The organism is Bradyrhizobium sp. S3.2.6 (assembly GCF_040546885.1).
Lineage (GTDB): Bacteria > Pseudomonadota > Alphaproteobacteria > Rhizobiales > Xanthobacteraceae > Bradyrhizobium > Bradyrhizobium cytisi.
In genome coordinates this window covers 419,194-440,413 of sequence record NZ_JBEPOS010000003.1, presented here as the reverse complement: position 1 = coordinate 440,413, position 21,220 = coordinate 419,194, and the positions used below count along the sequence as shown (strand labels likewise).

The 21,220-nt window shown below is 65.4% G+C and carries 21 protein-coding genes; 13 read left to right on the top strand and 8 right to left on the bottom strand.

Annotated elements, in window-relative coordinates:
• The first annotated feature begins 113 nt into the window (after positions 1–113).
• Positions 114–1,082: an NAD(P)H-dependent flavin oxidoreductase gene (locus ABID58_RS09865; protein WP_354032480.1), complete on the top strand. Its 969-nt coding sequence runs from the start codon at positions 114–116 to the stop codon at positions 1,080–1,082.
• 11 nt (positions 1,083–1,093) lie between these two features.
• Complete coding sequence (locus ABID58_RS09860; RefSeq protein WP_354032479.1) at positions 1,094–1,867, top strand: thioesterase family protein; 774 nt, start codon at positions 1,094–1,096, stop codon at positions 1,865–1,867.
• Positions 1,868–2,209: 342 nt separating this feature from the next.
• Here ABID58_RS09860 and ABID58_RS09855 read toward each other — a convergent pair whose 3' ends face one another.
• Complete coding sequence (locus ABID58_RS09855) at positions 2,210–3,772, bottom strand: AMP-binding protein (protein ID WP_354032478.1); 1,563 nt, start codon at positions 3,770–3,772, stop codon at positions 2,210–2,212.
• Between the two features lie 125 nt (positions 3,773–3,897).
• Between ABID58_RS09855 and ABID58_RS09850 the strand changes: the two genes are divergently transcribed.
• From ABID58_RS09850 to ABID58_RS09810, 9 genes are all read left to right on the top strand, one after another.
• Positions 3,898–4,863 carry an NAD(P)H-dependent flavin oxidoreductase gene (locus ABID58_RS09850; RefSeq protein ID WP_354032477.1) on the top strand — a complete coding sequence of 322 codons (966 nt, stop codon included), beginning with the start codon at positions 3,898–3,900 and terminating at the stop codon, positions 4,861–4,863.
• 123 nt (positions 4,864–4,986) lie between these two features.
• On the top strand, positions 4,987–5,235 hold the full coding sequence (locus tag ABID58_RS09845; RefSeq protein WP_354032476.1) for a hypothetical protein: 249 nt from the start codon (positions 4,987–4,989) through the stop codon (positions 5,233–5,235).
• Between the two features lie 133 nt (positions 5,236–5,368).
• Entirely contained in the window at positions 5,369–6,115 is a 747-nt protein-coding gene (locus ABID58_RS09840; protein WP_187434703.1) for a hypothetical protein, read from the top strand.
• Positions 6,116–6,202: 87 nt separating this feature from the next.
• Positions 6,203–6,877 (top strand): hypothetical protein, encoded by a 675-nt coding sequence (locus ABID58_RS09835; protein ID WP_354032475.1) that lies wholly within the window; start codon positions 6,203–6,205, stop codon positions 6,875–6,877.
• Positions 6,878–7,009: 132 nt separating this feature from the next.
• Positions 7,010–8,752 (top strand): alpha-amylase family protein, encoded by a 1,743-nt coding sequence (locus tag ABID58_RS09830; RefSeq protein ID WP_354032474.1) that lies wholly within the window; start codon positions 7,010–7,012, stop codon positions 8,750–8,752.
• 10 nt (positions 8,753–8,762) lie between these two features.
• Entirely contained in the window at positions 8,763–9,227 is a 465-nt protein-coding gene (locus ABID58_RS09825) for a hypothetical protein (protein WP_148749966.1), read from the top strand.
• 2 nt (positions 9,228–9,229) lie between these two features.
• Entirely contained in the window at positions 9,230–11,119 is a 1,890-nt protein-coding gene (locus tag ABID58_RS37380; RefSeq protein WP_502916393.1) for a PQQ-binding-like beta-propeller repeat protein, read from the top strand.
• A gap of 241 nt (positions 11,120–11,360) precedes the next feature.
• Positions 11,361–12,203: a hypothetical protein gene (locus tag ABID58_RS09815; protein WP_148749968.1), complete on the top strand. Its 843-nt coding sequence runs from the start codon at positions 11,361–11,363 to the stop codon at positions 12,201–12,203.
• Between the two features lie 66 nt (positions 12,204–12,269).
• A complete protein-coding gene (locus tag ABID58_RS09810) occupies positions 12,270–12,461 on the top strand; it encodes a hypothetical protein (RefSeq protein WP_148749969.1) in 192 nt (63 codons plus the stop codon).
• A 70-nt stretch (positions 12,462–12,531) separates the two neighbouring features.
• On the opposite strand, the gene ABID58_RS09805 is transcribed toward ABID58_RS09810, so the two are convergent.
• Positions 12,532–12,753 carry a cysteine rich repeat-containing protein gene (locus ABID58_RS09805; protein ID WP_148755344.1) on the bottom strand — a complete coding sequence of 74 codons (222 nt, stop codon included), beginning with the start codon at positions 12,751–12,753 and terminating at the stop codon, positions 12,532–12,534.
• 234 nt (positions 12,754–12,987) lie between these two features.
• Between ABID58_RS09805 and ABID58_RS09800 the strand changes: the two genes are divergently transcribed.
• Complete coding sequence (locus ABID58_RS09800; protein ID WP_354032473.1) at positions 12,988–13,272, top strand: hypothetical protein; 285 nt, start codon at positions 12,988–12,990, stop codon at positions 13,270–13,272.
• A gap of 136 nt (positions 13,273–13,408) precedes the next feature.
• Here ABID58_RS09800 and ABID58_RS09795 read toward each other — a convergent pair whose 3' ends face one another.
• From ABID58_RS09795 to ABID58_RS09775, 5 genes are all read right to left on the bottom strand, one after another.
• Positions 13,409–15,325 (bottom strand): sensor histidine kinase, encoded by a 1,917-nt coding sequence (locus tag ABID58_RS09795; protein ID WP_354032472.1) that lies wholly within the window; start codon positions 15,323–15,325, stop codon positions 13,409–13,411.
• Positions 15,322–15,993 carry a response regulator gene (locus tag ABID58_RS09790; RefSeq protein ID WP_354032471.1) on the bottom strand — a complete coding sequence of 224 codons (672 nt, stop codon included), beginning with the start codon at positions 15,991–15,993 and terminating at the stop codon, positions 15,322–15,324. The genes ABID58_RS09795 and ABID58_RS09790 overlap by 4 nt, the downstream gene beginning before the upstream one ends.
• A 78-nt stretch (positions 15,994–16,071) precedes the next feature.
• A complete protein-coding gene (locus ABID58_RS09785) occupies positions 16,072–18,765 on the bottom strand; it encodes a T6SS phospholipase effector Tle1-like catalytic domain-containing protein (RefSeq protein ID WP_354032470.1) in 2,694 nt (897 codons plus the stop codon).
• Between the two features lie 241 nt (positions 18,766–19,006).
• On the bottom strand, positions 19,007–19,258 hold the full coding sequence (locus tag ABID58_RS09780) for a GCG_CRPN prefix-to-repeats domain-containing protein (RefSeq protein WP_354032469.1): 252 nt from the start codon (positions 19,256–19,258) through the stop codon (positions 19,007–19,009).
• A 26-nt stretch (positions 19,259–19,284) separates the two neighbouring features.
• A complete protein-coding gene (locus tag ABID58_RS09775; protein ID WP_148755338.1) occupies positions 19,285–19,527 on the bottom strand; it encodes a hypothetical protein in 243 nt (80 codons plus the stop codon).
• Between the two features lie 295 nt (positions 19,528–19,822).
• On the opposite strand from ABID58_RS09775, the gene ABID58_RS09770 reads away from it, so the two are divergent.
• Entirely contained in the window at positions 19,823–20,782 is a 960-nt protein-coding gene (locus ABID58_RS09770; RefSeq protein WP_354032468.1) for a helix-turn-helix transcriptional regulator, read from the top strand.
• A gap of 96 nt (positions 20,783–20,878) precedes the next feature.
• Here the strand turns inward: ABID58_RS09770 and ABID58_RS09765 are convergent, their stop codons facing one another.
• Complete coding sequence (locus ABID58_RS09765; RefSeq protein WP_354032467.1) at positions 20,879–21,106, bottom strand: hypothetical protein; 228 nt, start codon at positions 21,104–21,106, stop codon at positions 20,879–20,881.
• Between the last annotated feature and the right edge of the window lie 114 nt (positions 21,107–21,220).

Genomic DNA, 21,220 nt, shown 5'->3' with positions numbered 1-21,220 from the left:
GCGGTAACGGCATCCGCCACGGCGTCAAAACGCAATACTTGACAGTGGAAAGATTGCCTTGTTGGTATGGCTCCCAACCTTCAATGCGTCTGCCAACAAAGGATCGTTCCGCAATGTCCATGCCTGCTCTGTTCAAGGGACGCCTGTCGATCCCCGTGATCGGTTCGCCGCTCTTCATCATCTCGGTGCCCGACCTCGTGATCGCGCAGTGCAAGGCGGGCGTGGTCGGCTCGTTCCCGTCGCTGAACGCGCGGCCGCCGGAATTGCTCGACGAGTGGCTGGCGCGGATCACCGAAGAGCTCGCGGCCTACGACCGCGCGCATCCCGACAAGCCGTCGGCGCCGTTCGCGGTCAACCAGATCGTGCACAAGTCGAACAACCGGCTCGACCACGACATGCAGCTCTGCGCCAAGTACAAGGTGCCGATGATCATCTCCTCGCTTGGCGCACGCGAGGAGCTCAATCAAGCCGTTCACGGCTGGGGCGGCATCGTCTTCCACGACGTGATCAATCAGAAATTCGCCCACAAGGCGATCGAGAAGGGTGCCGACGGCCTGATCCTGGTCGCGGCCGGCGCCGGTGGCCATGCCGGCACCATCTCGCCGCTCGCTTTCGTAGCCGAAACGCGGAAATGGTTCGACGGCCCGATCGCGCTGTCGGGCGCCATCGGCAACGGCAAGGCGATCCGCGCCGCGCGCGTTCTCGGCGCCGACTTCGCCTATATCGGCTCGGCCTTCATCGCGACCAAGGAGGCCAACGCGGTCGAGACCTACAAGGCGATGATCGCGGGTGCGAGCGCCGACGACATCGTCTATTCCAACCTCTTCACCGGCGTGCACGGCAATTATCTGAAGCCCTCGATCCTCGCCGCCGGCATGGATCCGGAAAACCTGCCGACCTCCGATCCCTCCAAGATGAACTTTGGCACCGACGCCTCCGGCGAGCGCGCCAAGCCGAAGGCCTGGAAGGAGATCTGGGGCTCGGGCCAGGGCATCGGCAGCGTCGATGGCATCGTGCCCGCCGCCGAGATGATCGCGCGTTTCAAGAAGGAATACGACGAGGCGATCGATCCGCCGTTGTGATAGCTCTCGCAATGACCGCCATCTACCGCGTCGACGGCAACAGCGTCGTCACCAGCCCCAATGCCGCAGGGCCGTGGGACCGGCGCATGCAGCACGGCTCGGCGCCATCGGCGCTGGTGACGTGGGCCGCGGAGCGTATTCCGACACAGGTCGCGATGAACATCGCACGCGTTACCATCGACCTGATGCGCCCGGTGCCGGTGGCGCCGCTCACGATCGAGACCGCGGTGCTGCGCGAGGGTCGCAAGATCCAGCTCTGCGAGGTCAAGCTGCTCGCCGACGGCGTACAGGTCGTCGGCGCCACCGTGCTCAAGATCAAGCAACAGGCGCAGCCGCTGCCCGATGACGTCAGGGAGTTGCCGGTCACGCTGCCGTCGCCCGAGGACTCGCTGGTCGAGGACGGTCATGGCGCGACCAGCCCGTTCGCGGGCATGGTCTCGATGCGCGCCGCACGCGGCCGCTTCGGCCAGGCCGGTGCCGGTGCGATCTGGTTTCGCCTCGACCATCCGCTGGTCGAAGGCGAGGCGGTCTCGCAGGCGATGCGGGCCGTGGTCGCCGCCGATTTCTCCAACGGCACCGCCTCGACGCTCGACTTCCGCACCTGGACCTACATCAACGCCGACCTCTCGGTGAGCCTGGCGCGCCAGCCGGTCGGCGACTGGATCTTGCTCGACGGCGAATCCTGGATCGGCCCGGATGGCGCCGGGCTTGCGATGTCGCGGCTGGCCGATCGCCAGGGCTATTTCGGCCGCGCGGTGCAGAGCCTGGTGATCGAGAAGCGGTGAGTGTGATGGCAGGCGACGTGATCGCTGCTTGTGCCACTTGAACGGCAGGCTTCCGCCGCCGCGGAAGGGATGCTTGGTCGTGTTCGACCAGGGCATCCTGCCTGTTCACACGCCGTAGAAGATCTTGATCTCCCACAGCACCACGATGATGGCCGTGATCAACGTGACCGCGGCGACTGCACTTTCCAGGGAAGCGACTCGCATGTCTTACTCCGCTTCCCAGCCCCATCAGCGGTCTAGTTGATTCCCTGATTCGCCGGCAATCGCGCGGCCCGCGCAGACGCGCACTCTGTTGCGCATTGTGGTGCCGGGGCCACATGACCCCGTAGAATTCCGGGGTATTTACCCGACCATCCGGTCCCGTCCGCTCCAGAAGCCTGCGCGCAGCACCTTCTTGTCGACCTTGCCGACGCCGGTCATCGGCAGCTGCTTGACGAACTGGATCTGTTTCGGCGCATGCGCGGAACCCTTACGCCTCCGCACCAGATCGATCAGCTCGTCCGGATCGGGCTTTGTGCCATCGCGCGGCACGACGATGGCCGTGACCGCCTCGCCCCATTTCTCGTCGGGGATGCCGACGACGGCGACCATCGCAACATCGGCATGCTGCGACAGCACGTCCTCGATCTCGCGCGGAAAGATGTTGAAGCCGCCGGTGACGATCATGTCCTTCTTGCGATCGAGGATGAATAGGTAGCCGCGCTCGTCCTGGCACGCGATGTCGCCGGTGTGGACCCAACCGTTCTTCAGTGTCTGCGCGGTGATATCAGGCCGCTTCCAGTATTCCGTCATCACATGCGGCGCGCGCACGCAGATTTCGCCGGCGTCACCGGTCTTCACCTCTTGGTCGCTGTCGTCGAGAATCCTGACCTCGCAGGCCGCAATCGGGAAGCCGCAGGACAGAAACAGCTCCGGCGTCTTGGAATCGTGATCCCTCTTGCGCAGCACCGAGACCGGATAGCATTCGGTCTGGCCGTAGAGCTGCGAGAACACCGGGCCGATGCGCTCGATGCCTTCGATCAGCCGGCTCGGCGACATCGCCGACGCCCCGTAGAGCACAAGCTCAAGCGATGAGAGATCGGTCTTGCCGATCGCGGGATGGTCGAGCAGCACATAGATCATGGTCGGCACGAACAGCGTGAAATTGATGCGTTCGCGTGCGATCGTCGCCAGCACCGCCTCGGGATCGAACCCCTTCAGCATGTGCACGGTGCCGCCGCGCATCAGTGTCGGCAGCACCTTGGTGCCCGCGACATGGCTGATCGGGGCCACCGTGAGATAGCGCGCGGCGTCCGGGATCTCGAAATCGGCGAGGATCGCGCCGGCAGCGCCCGCGTTCTCGCGATGATGGCGCAGCGCGCCCTTGGACTTGCCGGTGGTGCCGCCGGTGTAGTTCAGCGTGGAGAGATCGTCGAGACTTGCGAGGCACCGCGCGCTGGCATGTCCCGCGCTCTCGATCGCCTGCAAGAGATCGACACCGTAGTCGGCCGGCCCCATGGTGAAGACCGCCTTGAGCCGCGTTGCTTTTGCAGCGAGCTCTCCACCGCGATCGCGGAAGGCGGCCACGTCAACCACCAGCACTTCGGCCTCGGAATCTTCGAGCTGGAACAGTTGGTCCGTCTCCGATCCCAGCGGATGCAGCCAGGTGATGCAGCATCGCGACAATTGCGCGGCGATACCGGCGCACCAGGTGTCGGCGCGGTTCGCGGTGAGGAAGGCGACGCGCGAGCCGGGCTGCAAGCCGAGCCGCATGAATACGCTCTGGAATCGTCCGATCAGGTCGAGCGTGCCTTGATAACTCAGCGATCCGCCGGGCCAGGCGAAAGCAATGCGGCCGGGGTAGCGCGCCAGGGCCCGTAGCGTCTGCGCACAAGTCGGGGACGATGCGTGGAGCGGATCGGACATATGTTTCCTCGTTGCTTTGTCATCGGCTTCTCACGTGCCAATGTTGCCGATGACGCTAGCACAGAGAATGCGGGATGGAACGGCAAAGCCCGCGCGCGGAGCCGAGAGTGGATCAGGAGGCATGGTTGACATCCGATCGACTGCAACGTTTTCGCGATCGTCTCGGCCTGCCTTTGATCGCAGCGCCGATGTTTCTGGTCTCCGGTGTCGAGCTGATGGTCGCGGCCTGCCGCAACGGGGTGATCGGCAGCTTTCCAACCGCGAACTGCCGCAGCACGGAACAACTCGATGAATGGTTCACCGAAATCGCAACGCGGTTGCGTCAGCACGAGGATCAAACCGGCCGTAAGGCCGCGCCGCTCTGTCCGAATTTGATCGTGCATCGCTCGAACGCGCGGCTGGAGCAGGATCTCGCCGTGCTGCTCAAGCACAAGCCTGAGATCGTCATCACCTCGGTCGGCTCGCCGGCGCCGGTGTTGAAGCCGCTGCATGGTGCCGGCGCATTGGTGCTGGCGGATGTGGCCTCCATCCGCCACGCCGAACGCGCGGCGGCAGCAGGCGCCGACGGCCTGGTGCTGCTCACCGCGGGCGCGGGCGGACAGACCGGCTGGCTCAACCCGTTCGCGTTCGTCCGCGCGGTGCGCGCATTTTACGACGGCATCATCGTGCTCGCCGGCGGCATCAGCGATGGCCGCGCGCTGCATGCGGCCGAAGTGCTCGGCTGCGATCTCGGCTATATGGGCACAAAGTTCATCGCTACGCGCGAGAGCATGGCGGACGAACGCCACAAGCAGATGCTGGTCGAGAGCAGCGCCGACGACATTCTGCTCACCACCGCGTTTACCGGCTTGCAAACCAGCATGCTGAAGCCGTCGATCGTCGCTGCGGGCCTCGATCCCGACGACCTCCCGGCACGCGGCGCCATCGACATCGGCAAGGACATCGATGTCGCCGCGCGCGAGAGCCGGCCCGAGCGCTGGCGCGACATCTGGAGCGGCGGGCATTCGACATCGGGCGTCACGGACGTGATGGCAGTTGCCGATCTCGTGACCCGGACGGTCGCGGAGTACCGCGACGCAACGGGGCGATAGCGTTCCGCGCCGCCCAGCACGGTTAATCCCGCATGGCTCCCCAAGCCGGCGCTTAACGGCAGATTAACCATCGCCCGCCAAGAATCCCCTCACGGCCGCCAATCGGAACGGGAGGGACAGGCGATGGATTTCGATTTTCTCAACAGCAAGAGAGCCGTAACGCTGGACGAGATCCGCGTCCGCGTCGCTCATGCGCTGGCCCGCCACCCGTTCTGCCGCAATGTCCGCTTCGACATCCTCAGCGTCCCCCGCACCCGCCGGGGCGGCAATTGGACGGTGACGCTGCAATCGGTCGAGCCGCGGGCCGTCTGGGAGGCTTCCGAGATCGTCGCCGACATCCAGGACGCCTACGATCTGGCCGCAGCTGCCTGATTTCATTTGGCTCTTCGGCCTTGTCGTTGCAGGCAGGGTGATTGTCGCCGCAAAGGCACACTCGAGCCTTAATTCGTGCCCTTTTCCCGGGCACCGTTGACAACATCGTGAAGCGGTCCTTCCGGAGAGACGTTTGTCCAGAGCCATCACCATCATTGTGCTGACCTGTTTCCTCGTCCTCGGTGCCGCCACCACTGCCATTCTCGGCCGTGACAGCGTGCCCAGCGTCAGCGCCGAGATGATGACGCAGGCCCCGGCCAAGCCGGTCGCCGCCAACCGCGCCGCCAAGGCCGACCGGCTGGTTCCGACGCTGGCGCTGGCCTCGGCCGCGATCGATCCGGTGCAGGTTCCCGCTGACAGACTGTCTCAGGCCCCCGCGCTGATCGAACCGCTGCGCCAGGCTTTTGCTGCCGCCACCCCGTCCGATTTCCCGACGGCCAAGACAAGTTCATCGACAAGCGCATCGACAAATTCATCGCCGAACGTGAATGAGGCGCCCGCTGCGGCGGAAACTACCGCCGCCATCGAGGCTGCACCGAAGCCGAAGGCCGTCGCGAAGCCGCAGCCGCAAAAGACCTATTCGCTGCTCTCCGAGGTGCAGATATCCGGCATCAGGGATCGCCTGAAGCTGTCGTCGTCGCAGGAATATTACTGGCCCTCGGTCGAGTCTGCGCTGCGCAACGTCGCCCGCAAGATCTCGGCCAACAAGCTCTCCAATCCCAACGGGCCGAACGTGCAGATCGATCCGAACTGCGACGAGGTTCAGCAGTTGAAGTCGGCCGCGATGCCGCTGCTGTTCCAGCTGCGTGACGACCAGAAGGAAGAAGTGCGCAAGCTCGCCCGCATCATCGGACTCGAGAACGTCGCGCAGCAAATCTGAGGTTTGGGTTCCTTAGAGGAACCGCACTCTCGTCAGGAACATCCGGTAATCAACAGGCGTTGCCCGCTCCAAACAGGGAGTGGACCGATGCGCGCCTCGACAGCCTATTTCGTCGGCGCCGGATCGATTGTCGCCGCCATCGCCATTGGTCTCGGCGGCGGCATCGTCGCCGGCGATATCATGCAGCCGATCGCGCCCAAGCAGGGGCCGGATGCCGGCAAGATAGCGCAACACGCGGAAGCCGCCGCGCCGGTCACGACAAACGCGCCATCGGAGCGCGTGCAATATCTCACTGGATCGCAAAGTTTTGGCGCGATGATCGCGGCGCCCGCGCAGGCTGAAGCCAAACCCGACGTGAAGCCCGACGCTCAGAGTCCTCAGATCGATGCCCAGCCGGCCGCACCGCCGCCTCCCCAGGCAACGGCCGCGGTCGAGCCGCCCAAGCCGGTGCCTGCGTCGCCTCCGCAAGCGACAAAACCCATCGAGCAACAGGCCTCGACCGAACCGGCATCCTCACCTGACAGCGCCTATGCCAAGGCCAGGGATTCTGACGTGCGGCGCGCCGCGTCCGAGCGGCGACGTGCGGAGCGTCGTGAGCGCTGGGCCGAGCGACGCCACTATGACACGCGTGATGCACGCGGCGGGCGCGATCTGACCGACTGGGATGATGTCGCGCGCAACATTCGCGAGGATTCCTATGCGCGCGATGTTACCCGCCGTCCGCGCGGTGGCTTCATGCTGTTCGGCCCCGACGACGATTAGCACCTGACGCAGCGTCGCCGCGCACGCGAACGTGAGCGGCGGTTCGTTCTGTGGCAGCGCTTGCCGTAAGTTTCAACTTCCGGATGATCTCCGTCCAAGGCATGATTGACGCCGCCAGACAGAGGCCGCGTCATGGGAGTAGCGCTGCTAGCTTGGGGACGCTTCTTCGGTCCGCACGGCGAACGCGTGACCGTGCCTGCGCCGGTCGACGGGCGCGGCGCACCCTGGCTGCTCGATTTCCTCGCAATGCATGTTCGCGCACTGCGCAATGTCGGCTTCACCGCAATCCAGCTGCCGCCGACGTCGAAGGCGCAAGGCGGTGCCGGGCCGGGCTGTGACGGCTATGGCGTGTTCGATCCCCGCGACATCGGCAGCAAGAGCCAGCAAGGCTCGGTCGCCACGCGCTACGGCACCAGGGCGTCGCTGACGCGTCTGGTCGCCGTCGCGCATGCCTGCGATATCGACGTCTATCTCGATCTCGTTCTGCATCAACGCAGCGGCGAGAATGGCGGCCCCGGCGTGTTCCGCTATCTCGGCGCGGACGGGCAGTCGCTGAACGGACGGCACGCCACCTCGCCCGGCTGGTTTCGCGGCGTGCCGCCGGACGATCTGCCCGATGACGACGTGCCGAGCCCGCCCAACGATTTTCCGTTCGGTCGCGAGCTGTCCTACCAGCGCTGCCGGCCGCCGCGCGTCACGATCGAGGATGCGCTCGACTTCGGCGAATGGGTGTTCCGCACCACCGGCGCGGACGGCGCACGCTTCGACGACGTCAAGGGCACCTGGGCGCCGTTCGTGCGCGAGTTCATGACCCATGGCGTGATGGCCTCGAAGTTCTTCTATTCGGAGTATTTCGACGGCAATCGCGCGATCCTCAACGGCTGGGCGACGCAGCCGCCGCTCAATGGCCGGTCGCTGGTCGCCGATTTCCCGATGCATTGGGCGCTGCAATCCGCCTGCGACGGCGGCAATGCGCGGGCCTTGGACGGCGCCGGCTATACGAGCTGGCGTCCCGATCTCACGTGCACCTTCGTTGACAATCCTGATACCGATACCTCGCCGGGTCAACAAGTCATCAGCAACAAGCTTCTGGCCTACGCCTTCCTGCTGTCGGTCGAGGGCTACCCGTTCGTCTATGGCAAGGATTATTTCCCGTCCAGCGTCTGGCCCGGCGCCTACGGGCTGAAGCCGTGGATCGACAATCTGGTCTGGATCCACGAGCACCTTGCCAATGGGCCGACCAGCGGCCGCTTTCTCGATGACAAGGTGATCGTGCTCAACAGGATCGGCGCGCCCGGCCTGCTGACCGCGTTGAACTTCGACACCATGAATGCGCGCACAATCAGCTGCCAGACCGCGTTCGGGGCCAACGTGCAATTGCACGACTATAGCGGTCATCACGACGATATCCGGACCGACGGAAACGGCGTTGCAAGCTTCACGATCCCGAGCAACGTCTTCAGCAAGGGCCAGAGCTATCTGTGCTTCTCGCGCGCGGGCCTGAATCTCGCGTCCATCCGCCATCCCCGTCACACCACGCAAACGATCTTCGGCGCCGCCGATCTCGACACGCTGCCGGCCAGCAATGCCGAGACCGAGCCGGCGCGGATCTGGGTGGAGCAGGGCAGCAGGATCGTCATCGAGGTCAGCCTTGATCGCCACGGCGTGCCGGCAGATGGCTCGCTCAAGGTCACCGTCACCGATGCGCAAGGGCACAGTGTGGTCGAGGCCGTCTGCAGCGGCGACCATGTCAGCGCGGAAGGAACGGCCGGCGCGACCGGCGAGCATCATATTCGCGTCGCGGGCCGGCAGTTGCCGGAGCACGGCGCGCCGTTTTCCGTCGACGTCACCTACCTTGCTCCACAAATCGTTTGAGAGGATCCCAATGTCATTGCATCTGTTGTGGACGTCCGCCGACAGCCTCATTGCCGCCTTTGCGCTGTCTTTCGTCGTGCCGGGGCGGCATGTGCTGCCGCTCGCACTGATGTTCGGCCTGTGCGACGGGCTCGGCTCGGCACTCGGCGTCAGCCTGCCGCCCGCAGGTGGGCTTGCAGCGATGCTGCTGATGGCGAGCGGTGCGGCGCTTCTCGTCGGACTGCCCATCGCGCAACGTCTCGTGAATGCACCGGGATGGCTCTATGTGTTGCCGCCGCTGCTGGCGATCGACAATGTCGTGTCGCGCACGGGCGATGCGCCGGCCCTTGCGCTGTCGAGCGCGATCATGGCCGGACTCGGCTTTGCCTGCGGAGCCGTCGTGCTGAGCTGGTGCCGCGCAGGCTCGCGCGATGCGCGACCACTTGCTGCGGCCAGCCTGATCGCGGCCGGAAGCCTCCTTGCCTGGGGAGCCTGACCATGGCCGCTTCCGTCACCACCCGCAGCTATAATCTGGCCAGGACCGGCGCGACCAATGCCGAGACGGTACTGACGGCGACCGCTGTCCGGACCAAGGGCATCGCAAAGCTCTTCAGCATTCCTATTCCCGACGATCCCCGGCTCGAGGCGCAGCCGCTCGCTGTCGGCGGCGTGCACACACCTGATGGCAAGACCCGCGACCTGATCTTCCAAGCCACCATGGGCAACTGGGTCTACGCCTTCGATGCGGTCACCGGCGAAAAAATCTGGGCGACGAATCTCGGCCGTCCCATCGTCGGAACGCCGGCCATCGACGGTCACATGACCAATGTCGATTGGGGGATCCTCTCGACCCCCGTGATCGACGAAGCCACCGGCATTCTCTATGCCTGCGCCTGGATCAGCGATGATGGCAGCGTTGCCAGGGCCCAGCATTTTCTCGCGGGCTTGCGGATTAGCGACGGCTCGAAGGTGCATGACAAGCTGTTGAATCTGGAGGGCGCGGTCTACACCCCGCCAGGTGGCCTGCCCGTGCAGAAATTCGTCTCGATCCAGCGCAAGCAACGCAGCGCACTGACGCTGACGCAGAACCACGTGCTGATTCCCTTCGGCACGGTCAGGGAGACCTCGGCGGCGGCGCGGGGCTGGTTGATCGCGGTTGACGTCCATGACTGGCATATTGCGGCTACATGGTGCTCCACCGTGACCGGCTCCGGCGGCGGGCTGTGGCAGAGCGGGGCCGGTCCCGCCATTGCCCCCGACGGCTCGATCTATGTCATCACCGGCAACGGCGCGTTCTCGCCGCACCAAGGCGATTTCGGCGAGAGTGTGGTGCGGCTGGCCTTGCACACTGGACCTCTCGCGCATTTCGAGGTGCTGTCGTGGTGGACGCCGTGGACAGATGCCAACCGGGTCGGCGCCGCGGCTGCGGCGCTGCTGGACGACGATGACGATGCGCACGCGCTGCCGTCGAATGTCTCGCTGACCGCGGTGATCGGCCATGCCAAGCGGATGGGAATGGCGCTCACGCCGCTTCATGCGCGCGAGACGGCGCATGTCGCGGTGACGTCCGGGCCCGACGCAATGGATGCACAGATCGCGCCGGTCGTGGCGCATCACCTGGCGGCGATGAAGGAATCGGCATGGAGCGACCAGGACTTCGGCTCGGGCGGGCCGGTCTATGTCGCATCGGCTCACGCCGTGCTTGCGGCGGGCAAGGACGGCATTCTCTACACCGGCAATGCCGCGGTGCTTGGGGACACGCAACCGGGCGATCTTCAGGCCGGTCACTTCGCCGCCAACTATGCCAAGCTCAAGAAGCCGCCGATCCTCTATACGTTCTTCGATCCCACCGTGCCGCCGGCGCCGGCCTCGCCGATGGAACTGAATCTGTGGCCGGGCGGCGCGACGCGGCATCTGCATGGCACGCCGCTGCTGTTTTCGTCCTCCATGCATGGCGTAATGCATGTCGTCGGCGGCGAGAACAGCGCGCTGCGGGCGTGGTCGATCGCGGCCGACGGGACCTCGACCTATCTCGCCGGATCCAACGAGATCGCCTCGCCGCAATCGCCGCGTCCATCGGGCGGCATGCCCGGCTGGAGCATCACGCTGGCGGCCAACAACGGCGCTGATGCCATCATCGTCGCAATGGTCCCCTACAAGGACAGCAACATGATGCTGAGCCCCGGACGTTTCCTGGTCTACGACGCGCAGAATTTTGCGACGAATCCGGATGGCTCGAAGCGGCTTCAGGCGATCTGGGACAGCGAGAACTGGGGTCCAGAGCACGCCTTCATGCATCCCAAGTTCAACCGCCCGATCGTCTGGAAGGGCCGCATCTATCGCCCGACCTATAACGGCCAGCTCGACGTCTATGGGCTGACGAACTAGAGGGCCGCTCCAAACCGGTGTGCCGTCCGGTTCTCGGCGCGGATACGTCCGTTGTCCATCGCAACTGTCCGGAGAGGGCAGCAAAGGCCGATTGCATCTGCTTGTGAAATTGAATATTATCTAGATGTTTCTCTATGGTTGTGCGGCGCACTCGCAGTATTTTCGGCGCAATGAATTTCAATCCTCTCGGAACGCCCCGCGCCTCCAAATTTTGATCGTAACGTACTCATTGGAGCCATTCATGCTGACAGCCCATGTTGCACTTGTTTCCGAAGAATCGAAGATTAAGCCGGCCGAGCTGGCTAAGGTCGCCGGCGCTCTGTCCAAGCAGGTTTCGCGCGATTTCGGGCCGATCTGGAAAATCAACGCCGATGTCGCCGCCTATGAACATCTGGAAGACGTGCCGCTGGATTATTGGCCGATCATCATCAAGGACGACATCGGCGATCCTTCGGCTGCGGGCTACCATGAGGACAAGCACGGCCAGCCGTTCTCGCTGGTCATGTACGATCGCTCCTGGTCGCTGACAGCCAGCCACGAATGCCTGGAGATGCTCGCCGATCCATTCGGCCGCCGCACGGTTGCCGGCGAGTCGCCAGTCAAGAGCCAAGGACGGGTCAACTTCCTGGTCGAAGTCTGCGATCCCTGCGAGGCGGCGGATTGCGCCTACACCATCAACGGCATCCAGGTCTCCGACTTCTATACGCCAAACTATTTCGATCCGATGCCTGCGGCGGGCGTCCGCTACAGCTACACCGGATCGCTGAAGGAACCGCGGCAGGTCCTGAAGGACGGCTACCTGAGCTGGTACGTGCCGTCGACAAAGACCTGGTGGCAGCGCAACTGGTTTGGAGGTGCAAAGGCGGCTGATGGACCGATCGAGGGCCTCAAGCTCACAGGCACCAACGTTCGCGCGGCCATCGACCGATGTACAGAGGCAAGTCGCGCCAAAGCGCTCGACAAGGGCAGCCCCAGCGCCAAACAGTCCATGCGCGCGCTCAAGGGCAAGCCGGCAAAGGACGATCCGTTCACGAGCCGCGCGGCCGCATTGCGGGAAGCGATCAAGGCGGTCAGCGGTTCCTGAGGCCTTGTCGGCGCTCCAGATGCCATTAGCTTGGTGTGAACTGGAGCGTCGATGGAGGTGACACGCATGAGCGCGGATGACGACGAGAAGGCCCGCAAGCGGAGGGCCGAAGAATTGCGTTCGACGATCCGCGACGCGGAATCGGGCGCGAAGCCCGGCCGCGCGCCGACGCCTCGTGAGATCACCGATGAAGCGGCGCGCAAGGCGCGCGACGAAGCCAACAAGATCTCGCCGGAAAAGGATCGTTCCAACGGTTAGGGCGTGATTCCCACCGCGACGGCTACGTTGTTCACCCTCCCGCTCCTGGGAGGGTGAACCGCGGGCTCGCTCACCCCCCACGCGACTCCACCACCTTGCGGCAGCTGTCCGAAAGCTTGGCCTTGTTCTCGCGCAGGCAGGCGTTCATCTGCGGCGGCTTGCCGATGTGCTCGGCGCAGAATTTGCTGGCGTCGCCGCGGCAGGCCATCTGCTCCTGCGGCGTGGGGCCGGATTGCGCCGTGGCGGGCAGGGCGGCGGCGAGCAGCAGCGCGGCAAGAACTGAAGTCTTCATAAAGCACCTCTTTGGAATTGTGATGGATCCCGCTCGGGATCGGGCGCGCCGGACCATCTCGCGGAGATCCATGGCCGGTCCATGCCATGTTCATGGCATCGGCTCGGTGGCTCGGACGCCGCACCCCCATCTTCATGGCATGTCTTGGCGCGGTGTCTTTTGCCATTGAGGCTGCACGTCGGCTGCGAGACCCGGTGATTGCATCGGGCGCCGAACGGGAAGCAGGAGAGCAAGATGTCGAAAACAATGGGAGCGCTGAGCGCCGGGCTGACGATGATGATGCTGGCGGGCGCGGCAATGGTGTCGCTAGGCACGAGGCCGGCGCAGGCGGTGGTCTATTGCAAGACGGTCGGCGTGCCCAAGGGCTGCGTGGTGCGGCCGACCGCGGCGGTGGTGGTTGGAGCACCCGTTGCGGCTGCGGCCGTGGCAACGCCCGGCGTGGGCGCGCCCGGCGTCGGCATCCGCGCCGGCACGCCGATGAATCGCGGCGGCCCGGTCAATCGCGTCGGCGTGCGCTGACGGTCTCGTTCCATTGAGTTGATCGCATTCTTTCGGGCCAAGGGGGCCTGCGAACGAACCCCCCGTCCTTCGCAAGGCCAACATCCCGGCCCGATCCCTCTCCCCGCACGTCCCATGCGCCCGGGGAGGGGGCTTTTCAGCCCGTGGCCGCGTCGCTGTCGGGAAAGACCTGCGGCAATTGCAGCCGCACTCGCGTGCCGGAAGCATCCGAGCTCAGATCGAGCACGGCGCCGCAGCGCACGGCGCGGTTTCGCATGTTGCACAGGCCGCGCGCGGTCTGGCTCGCGCCTGCGGCTTGGCAATCGCCGCGAAGCGCAAAGCCGTGACCGTCGTCGGCGACGCTGATCACGCCGTACGGTCCCTGGCCGTCATCGCGCGTCTCGATGGCAACCGCGATGTGGCGCGCGGCGGCGTGCTTGACCGCATTGGTCACCGCCTCGTCCAGGATGCGCACGATCTGGATAATATGCCAGGGCCTGAGCTCGGGGTGCAGCGGCAGGCCCTGTGGCGTCGCCACGCGCCAGTCGAGCGCGATGTCATGCGGCCGCAACTGCATCGCGGCGCGCTCGCGCCAGGAGCCGAGCGCGAGCATGAGGTCGCCGCCGATGTCCTCCATGGAATCGATGACAAGGCGCAGATCCTTCAGCGCGGCGCGCGCTGCATCGGTGATGGTCGCGCCCTCCTGCCCGCGCTCGGAGAGCGCGACGATGCTGATCAGCTGGCCGCCGAGGCCGTCATGCAGGTCGCGCATCAGCCGCGTGCGCTCGTTGGCGAGGGCTGCGGCCCGCGCGCGTGCCTCCTCGCGGACAAAGCTCGCCTTCAACCGCTCCTCGGCCTCGCGCACGCGGGCGACGAGCTGGCCGGCAAAGCTGTCGACCTGGTTCAGCGCGCGGGCGAAGCGCCAGGTCAGCCCGGCGCCGATCGCGACCAGCATCGCCGAATAGGACAGGCGGGAGACGAAGGTGCGTTCATTGGTCACGATCTCGAATACCGACAGCATGTCGTGGACCCAGCAGGTGAGCACGATTGTCACGGCGCAGCCGATCGTGAAGCTCGCGGCATCCTGCCGCCGCACCAATGCGGCCGCGGTGACGTAGGCCATCAGGAACAGGCTGATCCCGACAGTGGGGATACCGAGCAACAGGAATAGGATACGCGGTAGCGGCGGACCAGCGATCAGGCCGATCACGAACACGACCAGCCCCGGCACGAACAGCAGCATGCCGTAGCGAGGCCAACGCCAGCCAAAGAACAACACGCCGAAGACGACGATCAGTGCGCTTTCGATCGGCGCCGAGGCGAGCAGCACCCCGGCGAGCCGCGACACGGTGGTCGGCGGCACCGGCGGCGGCATGAATGCCTGGATCACGCCCAGCACCATCGCGGCCGCCAACACGCCATAGACTGGCTCGCGCCGCCGCATCAGCCACATGATCGCAAGGATGACGGCGAGGATCGATTGCCAGGCCGAGAACGCCACCGGCAATGTGACGAACAGCAGCGTGCGGGTCTCGAAGGCTGGACGCAGGGCCGCGTCCGGCCCGACATAGACGGTGTCGAGAAAGCCCTTCAGCGGCCCCCACACGAACAACCGCACCGTGATCGCGTTGCTGCCGTCATACAGCAGCGAGGAGGGGATGGCAGCGATCTGCGGTGTATTGCGGTCCGGCCGGTTGGCGTTGGCATCGCGGCGGGAGTCGAGCACGACAACGCCGTTGACGGCGACCTCCACGGCGTTGCTGAAGCGCGGCAAGAACACGGACCATCCGGCATCGCCGCTTTTGAAGGTGAAGGTACCGGTGTAGAGCGGAGGATCTGCAAGCGAATAGCGCGATGACGTGAAATGCGGCAGCGTAACGGGGCGTGTTATGCCGTCCTCACTCAGTGAAAATCCGCTCAGCGCGAAATCTTCGGGGTCGCTAGGCTGGAGTAACCGTAGCCCGAGGAAGGTCGCGATCACGATCAACGCCTGAAGCAGCAGATAAGGCACGAGGCGTGACATGAGCTGCCGGCGCCTGGTGTGCGTGGGTGCCTTCGCGGCAATCTCGCTCACAGCTTGATCAGGCCCTGCTGCACCGCCTCGAACACGGCTTCGCTCCGCGTGTGCACCTCGAGCTTGCGATAGATGTTCTTGATGTGGCCGGGCACGGTCTGCCTGGACAGGCCGAGATGGCTCGCGATCTCGGCGTAGCTGAAGCCTTTGGCGATGCCCCAGAGAATGTCGATCTCGCGCGGCGTGAGCTTTGCGGTGTTGAGCGCGGGCCCGGGCGGCGGCTCCGCCGAGTTCTGCGTTCGCCGCACGATGAAGCGCGCGATCGAGGCCGAGATCGGCGAATGCCCGGCGACGAGATCGCGCACCGTGGTGGCGATGTCGGTCGGGAAGGCGTCCTTGAGCAGATAGCCGGTGGCGCCGACGGTTATGGCGGAGATCACGCTTTCCTCGTCGCCCAGCGCGGAGATCACCATGATCTCGGTGTCCGGAAAGCGCCGTCTTGTCTCGCGGATCAGCTCGACGCCATGGCCGTCGGGCAGCCGCAAATCGGTCAGCAGCACGCGCGGCGCGCTAGCGGCAAGCGCACTGCGGGCCTCACCGAGCGAGCCGGCCGTGCGCACCTCGTAAGCAGCCTTCACCAGCGCGTCCTGAAGACGCCAGCAGGTCGGTGCGTCGTCCTCGACGAGGAGGATGGTGATGGTTTCACCGGTCTCGCCCTGGTCCGTCATGATCGTGGTCCCGGCCGCGTGTCCCCCACGGCGCGCGCGGCAAGCTTAGCCGCGGCGCTGCGGGCGCGACACCCATAATCATGGGGGCGGGGGCGCTGGCAACCGTTGGAGCCGGATCGTCGCCGTTCCGCTGTTGTTTTTGTAGAACTGGACGCGCCGGCCCTGGATCGGCACCAGCCAGCGCGGCGCGAGCCGCGTGGAGATGAACCGCGGGAAGAGCTGGACGGCGTCGTTGACGTAGAAGAACAGCTCGCCGGCTTCGGGGGCCTCGAATTCCGCGACGAACAGCTCGGACAAGCCCTGCTTGCGCCAGAGCGCGCGCGCCGCCGGCAGCGCCGCGGCCGGGATCGGCTCGAAATCCCCGAACGGCTTCCAGACTCGATTCAATTCGCTGCCTTGTGTCTTGAACTCCGGGGAGTCCTCGACATGGATCGGGTAGTTGTCCTTGCTCTCGTCCTCATAGGCCGGCACGGTCGAATTAACCCGCCGCGGCAGCTCGTTTGCCGGCAGTCCGTTGATGGGCTGCAGCGGCAGATCGTAGGATCCGCGCGCGCCCACCCGCACGACCGGCTGGAACCAGTCGGCGCCCTGCAGCCGCAGGATCGGGACGGCGAGTCGGTGGGTCGGATCCGGCGGCGTCTTGAATCCGTTCAGGCCGGTCATGATGGTGCGGTCGAACCACGGATCGGCCATCTCGATCCAGACGCGGTATTTGCGGCCCTTCTCCACCGCGAGGCGGCTCGGCCAGCAGAAATCGCTGACGTCGAACAATTCGCCGTCGCGCGCCGTCACCGGCGTGTCACCGACGGCACGCGTCGATGCGCTGCTCTTGCAGAAGTCGCCGACGCCCGCGCGCCAGTCGAGATAGCCGCGCGACAGCAACAGCAGTCCCGAGCCGAAAATGGCGATGAGGAAGGCCGCCGGCATCAGGACGTTGGTGAAGGCCATGCGCACCGGCCAGGCATGCAGTCGCATCCAGCGGCCGATCGCGAGCAACCAGCCGGATTTGCTGACCCGGCTTCGCGATGCCATCCGGTCGGGCCGGTACCAGGCGAGGCGTGCGCGTTCCTGAATGCTGTCGCGCAGCGCCGCATTCCTGTTCCACGCGATCAAGATGATGATGACGAGGACCGTGGTGACGAAGGGATAATAGAGCGCGATCGCAAGCCATGGTGCCGCGTAGGACGGCAGCACGCTCGCGAGCAGATCGGCGAACGGCTTGACGACCGTGCTAGTGCCGTTGTCGATCGCCGTGATCCATTTGAGCAGGGTGGTATCCTCAAGCCCGTGCTGCTTGGACGAGCCGACGACCGAGCGCGCGATCCAGGGCCATGCGGCGAAGATGATGAGCGCGATCAGCAGCGAGAAATAGGCGAAGCGGCGCCACCACACGGTGTCGAGGACCTGCCGCGCCATCTCGGGATTCGGCGGGCTCATCGCCATGAAGGCGTCGGCTTCGGCCGCCTTGTGACCATCGCCTTCCCGCTTCGCGTAGGCGGACCTCATAGCCTTGCGCGTTTCGTCCCGCGTCAGCGGCAGCACGTCTCCGTTCGGCAGCAGCACCTTGGCATTTGCCGGAAGCATCAGCGGCGCGTAATTGTCGCATCCGTGCAGCATGCGCTCGACTACGCCGAAGTGCACCACCGGCGGTCCGCCATCTTCCACGCGGTCGTGGATCGGCCGCGGGCCGTAGCGGTACAGCACGCCGGCGCCGCTGCGCGAATCGTGCATCGGTCCGATCGCCGACTGGTACTCGCGGAAGCGCGCGATCGTTCCGCCCTGGAAGCGGAGCTGGTTGCCGAGCTGCTCGGCCATCCACACCAACGGCACGAAGGACAGCGTGGATTCCGGATAGCCGCCTCCGATGTCGGAATGGGAGCCCGCGAACCAGACCTCCTTGACGATCTGCTCCTCGGCAAGCCCGGCCTGGTCGATGCGCAACGGATGGAAGGTGGTGCGTTCGTCATCGAGCGCGAGCGCATGACAGGCGTGCTTCACCTTGTCGGAGAGCCGGTAGTTTCGAAACGAGATCGGCCAGATCGCCCAGTCGATCGCGACACGGAGCTCCTCGATCGGTACACCGAACGCCTCGACCGTGTCGAACAGTCCGAGGAATTCGATCTTGACTTCCTTGCGGCCGTCCATGGCCTCGCGGACGCCGGCATAAGAGCGATGCCGGAAAACGAGATCATAGAGATAGATCAGCACGTCGCGGAGCCAGCGCACGACCCAGATCGTCGGTAGGCTGCGATAGCCGACTGATTGCTTGCGATACTCTCGCCAGGCGGCCATCGTGTTGCGCTGCATCTCCGCATGCGACACGGCGATCTTGTCGATCACCGCCGGCACCAGCCCCTGGCTCGCGATCAGCGCTGCCAGCGTTCGCGCCGTGAAGGCGCCGCGGCTGAAGCCGAAGATGTAGATCTCGTCGCCCTCGCGCCAGTTCCAGCACAGGAAGCGATAGAGCTTGCGGACGTTGGCGGGCACGCCGATGCCGGTGGCGCCGTCGAGCGCGGCGAGCGGCGCCCAGCCGGCGGTGCCGACGCCCTTGATGTAGTAAGCGATCTGGTCGGGCTTGGTATGGTCAAGCGCCTCGTAGAGACGCCAGACGCTGGATTCCTGGGTGGTGAAGGCGTTGCCGGTGCCGTCAGCGAACAGCACCAGCTTGCGCGGCGGGCGTGCGTCTGGTGCATTCCCTGCGGCATCTGGATGATCGTGCGTATGGTCCGGCTTGGCAGGACCGCCATGCAGCGCCGCCTCCTGGTGCGTCATGGACTCCTCCGAAAATTCAGTTGGGGATGCCTAAAGCCCCGCTCGGGCGGCATCCTTCAAATAGTGGTTGCATCAAGAAGTATTGGATGTATTTCGCCCACAATCGCGCTGAGGTAGCAAGCAGGATTGCGCCGTCCTGCTCCGGCTGTCTATGATCTCCGCCACAATCGGCAAAAGAAATGCCCGGGCATGACTCCTGTCTGCGAAGCGGCCGCTATTGCGAAGCGGCCGTGGCTGGCTCTTATTTGCCGTTGCCGCGGCAGCCACCGCCGGGGCCGATATGGTAGCCGCGCGGGCAGGCATGCGCGGCGGGGTTGGCGAAGTTTCGCAAGCAGCCGCCATAGGGCCCGCGGTGCCAGCCGGCGCCGCAGCCGCCCGCGACCGCGACGACATCGTCAACGCCCTGGGCGCCAAACGGCGCCAGCGGCATGGCCTGGGCCGAGCTGACGATTGCGCCGAGCGCGAGCGCCGCGGCAAACACGGTTCGTATCATGCGTCTTGCTCCCTGATGTATGGGTGTCAGTGGGTGGCTGCGAAAGCGATGCCGGCGCGCACTTCGGTGATCGCCTGGTCGATCAGCCCCAGTGCCCGTTCGCGATGGCCGCCCTTGTTGGGCTCGGCCTTGACAAGCTCGGCGCGGGCCGATTGCAGGATCGCCACCGCCTCGTCCATGTGCGGTTGCGCGCCGAGCGCGTAGCCGATGCAGAGGCTGGTCGCGATGGCGCCGCCGAGCACGAGGCTGCGGGGTAGAGAGGTTCGCATGTCGTTGTCTCCTCCAGCGGGCGTCAGGCCGGGGCCGCCCGGTTGCCCGGACGCGATTCGCGTGTGGCGGGATGTCGCATCCGCAGCCTGAATAGGACGGGGCCCGGCGGGCCGTCTTGGACTGTCCGGCGCCAGATGCGGCGCGGCTTGGACTGACCGGCGCAGCTTGAATCAGATGGCCGTACTGGTAGCCTGTGACCATCGACCTTCAGCGCGGGTTCATCCCCGGCTGGCAAGGTTCAATCGTTTTCTGCGCGATTTTTTTCGAAGAAGCCTTTTCCGGAAGTCCTTACCGATGTCCGTCATCAGGAAGTCGCTCTCGACCGAGATGCTGCCGGAGGGTCTGTCCGACCGGCAGCGCTTCATCCGTTTCGCCGAGCTGTTCGAGCATTTTTCCAACACCGGCGAGCTCGATCCGGCCTCCGACGTGCCGTTTCGCGCCACGATGAACTCGATCCATATCGGCACCACCATGCTCGGCCGCTGCGACGGCAGTTTCGTCACGGTGCGGCGGGAAAAGCGCCAGGTGATCGAGACCGGGGATGACCGCTTTTGCCTCGTACGCAACACCGGCGACCGTTCCTCGCAGGTGGTTCATCGCGGCCGCGAATTCACCATGCGCCCTGGATCGATGGTGCTGCTCAAGCTCGACGAGCCGTTCTTCGCCGCCGATGGCGCGAGCCAGAAGCGTTTCACCAACGTGCATCTGCCGGTGGATTCACTCCGCGCGATGGTCGCTGATGTCGACGACCTCGTCGGCTCTGAGCTCGAGCCCGGCGGCGCGCTGTCGCTGGTGATGGATTACAGCGATCTGCTGCTTCGTCATCCCGCGGCCGCCGACGAGGCCGGCATGGCGATCGCGTCGCATCTGCTCGATCTCGCCGCGATCGGCTTGGGCGCCCGCAGCGACGTTGCGGCCGCGGCACGGCGCCGGGGCCTGCGCGCGGTGCGGCTGAAAACCGTGCTGTCGATCCTCGAGGCGCGCTTCCACGAGCCGGATTTTTCCGCACAAAAGCTCGCCGGTGCGGCCGGTCTTTCCGAGCGCTATGTCAACGAGCTCTTGTTCGAGGCAGGCGCGAGCTTCACCACCCGCTTGACCGAATTGCGCCTGCGCAAGGCGGCCGACCTGCTGACCCATCGCGAAGGCCGCATCAGCGACATCGCCTTCGCCTGCGGCTTCAACGATCTCTCTTACTTCAACCGCTGCTTTCGCCGCAGGTTCGGCCTGACGCCGACCGCGGCGCGGGGCAAGTGAGGGCTGCGTTCGCAGCTTTCTGTTCCCGTCGAGACAGACAGTGGTGGGTTACGCCTAGCGGTTTGCGCTTCGCGCAATCCGCGGGGCCAACCCACCCTACAAAATCTCGATCTTCGGCGGCGGATATCGCCGCGCCAGCGTCGACAGCGGCAGGCGCCGTTCGTCCTCCGGCAACTCCCGCCAGGCCAGCACCAGTGGCCGCTTCCAGTCGCCGACGCCAAACTCCATGTCGACCCATTTCTGTGGCTCGGGCCCGTCGAGGCCGCGGACCCAGACGAAGTAGCGGGGCAGGTCGTCAGCGTCGGTCGTGGGTCTCCTGGCCATCACTTGCTCACTGCCTCGACACGCGTTGTCGTTGGGATATAGGTAGCGGCACGGCAAAGTCGAACGCGCGGCCCGCGGATTTTGCGAAACCGCGGAGCGGCCGGACGCTTGGGT